Here is an 8,570-nt window from a genome sequence, read left to right as displayed (position 1 = left end):
AGAATAAAAATAATAAATCATTTAATAAAGATAATAGAGAAGAAGGTAAGAGAGAATTTAACTCTGATAGAAAAAATAACTTTAGAAATAATGAAAATGGTAATAGAGAAAGAAGACCATTTAATAGAGATAATAGAGAAGAAGGTAAGAGAGAATTTAACTCTGATAGAAAAAATAACTTTAGAAATAATGAAAATGGTAATAGAGAAAGAAGACCGTTTAATAAAGATAATAGAGAAGAAGGTAAGAGAGAATTTAACTCTGATAGAAAAAATAACTTTAGAAATAATGAAAATGGTAATAGAGAAAGAAACTTTAAAGATGATAGACGTCCAAGAAAAGATATTAATAACAACAATAAAGAAGTTTCGTTAGAAATACCTACCCTTGAAAGTGAAACAAAGAATAAGAATACTGGAAAAGTTAAATCTAAATTTGATAAGAAAAAATATGAAAATGAGAGAAAAGCTAAAGAAGAAGAAAGAAGATTAAAGGAATTAAGACAAGACTTTAGAAAAGAAGAAAAGAAAAAGGTTAAGAAAAAAGATAAAACTATTAAATCTGAAGTAATAAGAGATGAAGAAGGTGGAGTTGGAATAGTAGTACTACCTCAAGAAATTTCTATTAAAGATTTGTCTGAAAAATTAGGAATTAATTCTTCAGATATAGTAAAAAAATTCTTCCTTCAAGGTAAAATGTTGACTGCTAATGCTATATTAACTATAGAAGAAGCAGAAGAAGTAGCTCTTGAATATAATGTAATAGTTGAAAAAGAAGAAGTAGTAGAGTTATCTTATGGAGATAAGTATGAATTAGAAATTGAAGATAGAGAAGAAGATTTATCAGAAAGAGCACCTGTTATAACAATAATGGGTCACGTTGATCATGGAAAAACTTCACTTTTAGATGCTCTTCGTCATACTAATGTAATAGAAGGAGAAGCTGGAGGAATTACTCAAAGAATAGGAGCTTATCAAGTATTATGGAATAATAGAAAAATTACTTTCATTGATACTCCAGGTCATGAGGCTTTTACAGAAATGCGTGTTAGAGGGGCAAATATTACAGATATAGCAATATTGATAGTTGCAGCCGATGATGGTGTTAAACCTCAAACTATAGAAGCAATATCACATGCTAAAGAAGCTAATATTCCAATAATAGTTGCGATAAATAAGATAGATAAACCAGGAGCAAATCCTAATAAAGTAAAACAAGAATTATTAGAATACGGTTTAATTTCACCAGAATGGGGTGGAGATACTGAAATGGTAGAAATTTCAGCTAAGCAAAAATTAAATTTAGAAAGTTTATTAGAAACAATATTACTTACTGCAGATATTATGGAACTTAAATCAAATTCTAAGAAGAGGGCAAAAGCTGTTGTTGTAGAATCAAGACTTGATGTTCAAATGGGACCAGTTGCTGATATCCTTATTCAAGAAGGAGAATTAAAAATTGGAGATATATTTGTATCAGGTGGAACACATGGTAGAGTTCGTAGTATGTTAGATGATAGAGGTAATAAAATAGTTAAAGCAGGTCCATCTCAACCAGTTGAAATTACAGGATTTAATGAAATACCAGAAGCTGGAGATATGCTTTATTGTGTAAATAATGATAAACAAGCTAAGAAAATTGTTGAAGACTTTAAGAATGAAGTTAAAAATAATGAACTTAATAAAAAGAAACATATATCACTTGAAAGTTTATCTAAGGAATTAGAAGAACAACAATTAAAAGAACTTAAGTGTATTATAAGAGCGGATTCTAAGGGATCTGTTGAAGCACTTAAAGAATCTTTATCTAAACTTTCTACAGAGCAAGTTAATATTAATATAATACAAGCTAGTGCTGGAGCAGTTACTGAAGGAGATGTAATGTTAGCTGCAGCTTCAAATGCAATAATTATAGCATTTAATGTAAGACCGACAAATAGTGCAAGAACTGAATCTGAAAAATCAGAAGTAGAAATTAGAAATTATAATGTAATATATCATGTTACAGAAGATCTTGAAAAAGCGATAAAAGGTATGTTAGATCCTGAATTTAAAGAAATATATAATGGAAGACTTGAAGTTAAAGAAGTATTTAAGATTTCAAATGTAGGTAATGTTGCTGGAGCATTAGTTGTAGAAGGTAAAGTTATGCGTTCATCTAAGATAAGATTATTACGTGATGGAATAATAATATTTGATGGTGAAATTGCAGCTCTTAAGAGATATAAAGATGATGCAAAAGAAGTATTACTTGGTCAAGATTGCGGAATTTCATTTAAAGACTTTAATGATATAAAAGTTGGAGATATAATTGAAGCATATGTACTTGAGCAAATAGTAAGATAGGTGATATTATGAATGATAGAAGAAGAAAAGGTCTAGAAAAAGAAGTTTCAAGAATAATAGGGACTGCTATATTATTTGAGGTTAAAAACGAAAAAATAAAGAACTTAGTTACAGTTAAAAATGTAAGTTTATCAAGTGATGCTAGATATGCTGATGTCATATTTTCTGTATTAGATTATAAGGAAAATATTAATAAAGATAAGTTGTTGCAAGAACTTGAAAAACTTAAAGGATTTTTTAGAAAAAAAATAGGGGATAACTTACAAATTAGATATACACCTGAAGTTAGAGTGCATTTAGATGATACGATTGAATATAGTATTAAAATTTCAAAATTACTTAAAGAGAATTTGAGTAATAAAGAAGATATAGACGGGTAAGAATTATGATATGGAGAATTATTTCACACGATATTGATTATCTTAATGAAAAAAAAGATGAATTTAAAAGAGATGATATAATGACCACTTTATTATTAAATAAAAATATTACAACTAAGGAAGAAGTATATAATTATTTAAATTTAAGTTATAAACATCTTAATGATCCATTTCTTTTAGAAAATATGAGAGAAATAGTAAATTTGATACTTAAATTAATGAATAATGATAAAGGTATATTAATATTTGGAGATTATGATATAGATGGTGTTTCAGGTTCTATATATTTATCAAAAATTTTAACTAAATTAAATATTAAAAATGATATATATATTTCTCCTAAATCTATATTGAAATATTCATTAAATGATGATTTTTTAAAAAAAATATCAAGTGGAGATTTTTCTCTTGTAATATCTGTAGATAATTCATTTGGTAGTGAAGAAGACATTAATTTGATAAAAGAAAAAGGTATAGATGTAATAATTACAGATCACCATTTAAATGAAAAAAAATATAAGGAAGTTTTAGAGTTAAATCCTAAAAAATCACCTAATTATCCTTTTAAAGAACTTTCAGGTTCTGGTGTAGTATTTAAATTAGTTCAAGCTATATACTATACTTTAGGAAATAGAGAAATGTCAGAAATCTATGAATATTGTGAATTAGTTGCACTAGCTACCATTGCAGATGTTATGGAATGTGTAGATGAAAATAGATTTTTAATAAAAAGAGGGTTGAAAAACTTTGCAAATTCAAAAATTAAGGCTTTGAGCTTAATTTTTCAAAATTTTAAAATAAATCCTGAATATATCACTATAAGTGATGTTAGTTATAGAATAGCACCGTTAATTAATGCTTTTGGTAAGCTAAATGATCCTACTAAAATATTAAGTTTTTTAACATCAGAATCAGAAGAAGATTTACTAAAAACTATTAGCGAAATGTATGAGTATAATAAAGAAAGAAAAAAATATGAAAATCAGGTATTCGAAAAAATATCTAATAAATTTAAGTTATATAGAGATAAAATTAAATATATATATTATGAAATAAATGATGAAAATATTTTAACTATGGGTTCACTTGCTTCGAGGCTTGCACTTGAATTTCGTGTTCCTGTAATATTGATATCAATAGAAGGAAATTACTGTAAAGGTTCATGTAGAAGTCTTTCAGATTCAAATATTTATGATTTTATAACTAAATTTTCAGAATATTATATAAATTTTGGAGGTCATGATTTAGCAGCAGGTTTTCTTATGACCAAGAAAAATTTGAATTTAATAAAAAGAAAAATGAAAAATGGGTTAATTAATCTTAGTAAAAAAATAAGAAAAAATCATGAAATAGTAATAGATAAAAAAGTAAGCTTAAAAGAAATTGGTGTAAAAAAAGTGAAAGAAATACAAACTTTAGGACCTTTTGGTCTTTCAAATAGTGAACCTAATTTCTATGATGAAGATATAATATTTAAAAATGTGTTTAAATTTGGAGTAGATAATAATCATTTTAAAGCAAGTGTATATAAGAATGGAAAAGAATTTAATGTTTTAGGATATAATTTAGTTGATAAATTAGACTTGAAAAAAATTAATAAATCCTATAAAATAATATATACACCTGAGTTGGTAAGTAAAAAAACAATAAGAATAAAATTGAAAGATATTAAATAGGAGGAAAAATGAAAAAAGAAATATTAAATGGATCAGAAGTTGCATTTGAGATAATAAAAGATGGGGAGGAATTTGCTAAATTAAGAAAAGATGTATTATCAAAATTCAAAAATGTTAAAGTTGATGGATTTAGAAAAGGACATGTACCTGAAGATGTTATAGAAAAAACATTTGCTGATGATATAAGAGATGAAATATTAAATAGAGTAATAAGAGAAGAATATGCTGAAGTATTAAAAGATAAATCATTTAAACCTGTAAGTGAATTACAAATCACAGATTTAAAATTAGAAAAAGATAGTTTAAAAGTTAACTTGAAAGTTGCAGTATTCCCTGAATTTGATTTACCTGAATATAAAGGATTAAATGTAGAATTAGAAAAAGTTGAAGTAAGTGATGAAGATGTTTCAGCTCAATTAGATAGAATGCTTTCAAGAGCTAAAAAATATGAAAAAACAACAAGAGAAGAAGCTAAAAATGGAGATATAGCTAATATAGATTTTGAAGGATTTATAGATGGTGTTGCATTTGAAGGTGGAAAAGCACAAGGACATAAATTAGAATTAGGTTCTAAAACATTTATAGATAATTTTGAAGAACAAATTGTTGGACACAAAGTAGGAGAAGAATTTGAAGTAAATGTTAAATTCCCTGAAGAATATCATGCAGAAAATTTAAAAGGTAAACCAGCAGTATTTAAAGTTAAATTGAATTCTTTAGAAGAAATAGTATTACCTGAATTAAATGATGATTTTGCCAAAGAAAATGGGACAGATACACTTGAAGATTTAAAAACTAATGTACGTGCAAACTTATTAGTAGAAAAAGAAAATCAAGCTAAAAATGTAAAATTAAGTAAAATTGTTGAAAAAATAGTTGATGGTGTTAATATAGAAGTTCCAGAAATATTAGTTGAACAAGATATAGATGCAAATATAGCTCAATTTGTTCAACAATTACAAATGCAAGGAATGAACTTAGAATCATATTTAAGTATGACAGGTCAAACTGTTGAAAAAATGAGAGAAGATTTAAGAGCAAATGCTATAAAAGGAATCAAAACTAGCTTTGTATTATCTAAAATTGGAGAAACAGAAGATATAAAAGTAAGTGATGAAGATATAGAGAATGAATTAAAAAATATAGCTTCTATGTATGGAATGGATGTAGAGACAATTAAATCTGAACTTGAAAAATCAGGGGAATTAGGAAGATATATCGGAAGAATAAATTCTCAATTATTCTTTGGAAAGATAAATGAATTCTTATTAGAAAATAATTAATTATAGAAAACTAGACCCTGTGTCTAGTTTTCGTTATAAAGAATGGAGGAAAAATGTCTTTATTACCTTATGTTATAGAAAATGAAGGACAAGGTGAAAGAAGTTATGATATATATTCTAGACTTTTAAAAGATAGAATAATATTTTTAAGTGGAGAAATAAATACAGAAATGGCAAATGCAATAATAGCACAATTGCTGTTTCTAAATGCACAAGATAAAGAAAAAGATATAACAATGTATATAAATTCACCTGGAGGACAAGTAACGGCAGGACTTGGTATATATGATACAATGAATCATATATCTTGTGATGTTGCAACTGTATGTATAGGAATGGCTGCAAGTATGGGAGCTTTTCTATTATCTTCAGGTACAAAAGGGAAAAGATATGCACTACCTAATGCTGAAATTATGATACATCAACCATTAGGAGGAGCAAGAGGACAAGCAACAGATATACAAATTGTTGCAGAAAATATTATAAAAATTAAGAAAAAACTAGCAACTATATTAGCCCAAAATACTGGTCAAGATTATGATAAAGTTATAGCCGATACAGAACGTGATAATTATTTAGATGCAAGTGAAGCTAAAGAATATGGTCTAGTTGATAGTGTATTGGAGTAATGATATGATAGAAGAATTAAAAACATGCTCATTTTGTGGGAAAAATGAAGAAGAGGTTTTAACTCTATATTCTAATGATGATATGACAGCCTTTATATGTGATGAGTGTATAACTCAACGTGAAGGATATTTGGAATCTGAAGATGAAGAAGAAAAGAGATTTGATTATACTTTATTAAAACCAAAAGAAATAAAAGCAAAATTAGATGAATATATAATAGGGCAAGAAAGTGCAAAAAAAGTGCTTTCAGTTGCTGTATATAATCACTTTAAAAGAATAAATATGATAGATAATGATGAAATAGAAATGCAAAAATCAAATATTCTTTTAATAGGACCAACAGGTTCAGGTAAAACATTATTAGCACAAACTTTAGCAAAAATATTAAATGTTCCTTTAGCGATAGCTGATGCAACAACAGTTACAGAAGCAGGATATGTTGGTGATGATGTAGAAAACGTATTATTAAAACTAATAAAAGCTGCTGATTATGATATAGAACTTGCACAAAGAGGAATAATATATATAGATGAAATAGATAAAATTGCAAGAAAATCAGAAAATACATCTATTACTCGTGATGTATCTGGTGAAGGAGTTCAACAAGCATTATTAAAAATAATAGAAGGAACGGTTTCTAGTGTACCTCCACAAGGTGGAAGGAAACATCCTAATCAAGAAATGATAGAAATAGATACAACTAATATTTTATTTATAGTAGGTGGTGCTTTTGCCGGACTTGAAAATAAAATAAAATCAAGACTTAATAAAAAACAAATAGGGTTTGGATTAAAAAATGATAAAACAGAACTAGATGATATGAGTATATTTGAACATGTATTACCTGAAGATATTAGAAAGTTTGGTATAATTCCTGAACTTATAGGTAGATTACCAGTAATTACAGCTTTATCTGAGTTGAATAAGGAAGCTCTTAAGTCTATATTAACTAAACCTAAAAATGCTATTGTAAAGCAATATAAGAAATATTTTGAACTTGAAAATGTTAATCTTGAATTTGAAGAAGAAGCTATAGATGAAATAGCAGAACTTGCACTTAAGAGAAAAATAGGAGCTAGAGGGTTAAGAAGTATAATAGAAAATACTATGATGGATTTGATGTATGAAATACCATCGCAAGAAAATGTTGAAAAAGTAGTTGTTACTAAAGAATTAATTAAAGAAAAAAATGAAAATTTTATTAAAAGTGAAGAAAGAAAGGAAAATTAATGGCAAAAAAAAGAAAATTTCTTCCTTTTATTCCAACAAGAGAAATACTATTTTATCCACAAGCAGTTATACCTATTATAGTTGGAAGAGATTTTTCTAAAATAGCAATAGATGAATCTATGGAAAAATATGAAGGTAATATTATATTATCTATACAAAAAGATTCAAAAAATGAAGAAATTGAGGGATATGAAGATATAAATGAAGTTGGGGTAGTTGCTAAAATTATTCAAATAATTAAATTACCTGACGGAAATTTAAGGGTATTGATAGAAGGAATAGATAGGGTAAAAATAAAAGATATATTTGGTTTACATCAAACAGGGTATTTTAGTGCGGAATATGAGCTATATCCAGTAGAAAATCTTAAAACTAAAAATGAAAAAAAATATAGAATGTATTTGGAAAAGGTGGTAGAAGAAGTAAATCAAAATAATAAAAATTCTTTACCGGAAGATATATTGAGAGCTATATTTGAAATAAATCCATTTGATATAATGATATATACATTAGCTACAACTTTAGATTTAAGTGAAGAAGATAGGGTAAAAATACTTGAAGCCAATGATATTGATGATATGTTTAAAATATTATCAAATGCGATAAAAGTGATACGTGAATTTAATAAAATAGATAAATCTGTAGAAGATAGAGTTAAGAAAAATATAGAAGAAAATCAAAAACAATACTATATTAGAGAAAAAATAAAAGGTCTGTATTCAGAACTTGATGAAAATGATATGGAAGAAGAAGTTAATGAACTATATGATTCAATAACAAAAAGAGATTTACCTAAAGAATTAAAAGAAAAATTAAATAAAGAATTATCTAGACTTAAAAAATTAAATGATATGTCAGCAGAAGCAGGTGTTATTAGATCATATATAGAAAGTATTTTAGAAATTCCTTGGGAAAGAGAAGAAATTAAAAATATAGATATATTTAAAGCAGAAAAAATATTAAATGATGAACATTTTGGATTAAAACAAGTTAAAGATACTATACTTGAAAATTTAGCTGTTAGTC

Annotated in this window: 7 protein-coding genes; all 7 read left to right on the top strand. The window is 26.3% G+C overall.

Going from position 1 to position 8,570, the window contains the following annotated elements; all coding sequences use genetic code 11:
• A partial coding sequence (infB, locus tag ACWYO2_RS03535) for a translation initiation factor IF-2 (RefSeq protein WP_455515120.1) occupies positions 1-2,345 on the top strand: 2,345 nt, incomplete at its 5' end.
• Positions 2,346-2,353: 8 nt separating this feature from the next.
• Entirely contained in the window at positions 2,354-2,725 is a 372-nt protein-coding gene (gene rbfA, locus ACWYO2_RS03530) for a 30S ribosome-binding factor RbfA (RefSeq protein ID WP_455515119.1), read from the top strand.
• Positions 2,726-2,730: 5 nt separating this feature from the next.
• Entirely contained in the window at positions 2,731-4,401 is a 1,671-nt protein-coding gene (locus ACWYO2_RS03525) for a single-stranded-DNA-specific exonuclease RecJ (protein ID WP_455515118.1), read from the top strand.
• A gap of 8 nt (positions 4,402-4,409) precedes the next feature.
• Positions 4,410-5,684: a trigger factor gene (gene tig / locus ACWYO2_RS03520; RefSeq protein WP_455515117.1), complete on the top strand. Its 1,275-nt coding sequence runs from the start codon at positions 4,410-4,412 to the stop codon at positions 5,682-5,684.
• Positions 5,685-5,737: 53 nt separating this feature from the next.
• Positions 5,738-6,313 carry an ATP-dependent Clp endopeptidase proteolytic subunit ClpP gene (gene clpP / locus ACWYO2_RS03515; RefSeq protein ID WP_455515116.1) on the top strand — a complete coding sequence of 192 codons (576 nt, stop codon included), beginning with the start codon at positions 5,738-5,740 and terminating at the stop codon, positions 6,311-6,313.
• A 4-nt stretch (positions 6,314-6,317) separates the two neighbouring features.
• Entirely contained in the window at positions 6,318-7,544 is a 1,227-nt protein-coding gene (clpX, locus tag ACWYO2_RS03510; RefSeq protein WP_455515115.1) for an ATP-dependent Clp protease ATP-binding subunit ClpX, read from the top strand.
• Positions 7,544-8,570: LON peptidase substrate-binding domain-containing protein (locus ACWYO2_RS03505; RefSeq protein WP_455515114.1), on the top strand; the 1,027-nt coding region annotated here is incomplete at its 3' end. The genes clpX and ACWYO2_RS03505, both read left to right, overlap by 1 nt.

This window comes from Pseudostreptobacillus sp. (assembly GCF_977040545.1).
This window is presented reverse-complemented; position numbering and strand designations above follow the sequence as displayed.

What these genes read in the sequence shown, in the direction of transcription:
- clpP (WP_455515116.1), top strand. Translation starts at nt 5,738, where the DNA reads ATGTCTTTATTACCTTATGTTATAGAAAATGAAGGACAAGGTGAAAGA.
- clpX (WP_455515115.1), top strand. Translation starts at nt 6,318, where the DNA reads ATGATAGAAGAATTAAAAACATGCTCATTTTGTGGGAAAAATGAAGAA.
- tig (WP_455515117.1), top strand. Translation starts at nt 4,410, where the DNA reads ATGAAAAAAGAAATATTAAATGGATCAGAAGTTGCATTTGAGATAATA.
- ACWYO2_RS03525 (WP_455515118.1), top strand. Translation starts at nt 2,731, where the DNA reads ATGATATGGAGAATTATTTCACACGATATTGATTATCTTAATGAAAAA.
- rbfA (WP_455515119.1), top strand. Translation starts at nt 2,354, where the DNA reads ATGAATGATAGAAGAAGAAAAGGTCTAGAAAAAGAAGTTTCAAGAATA.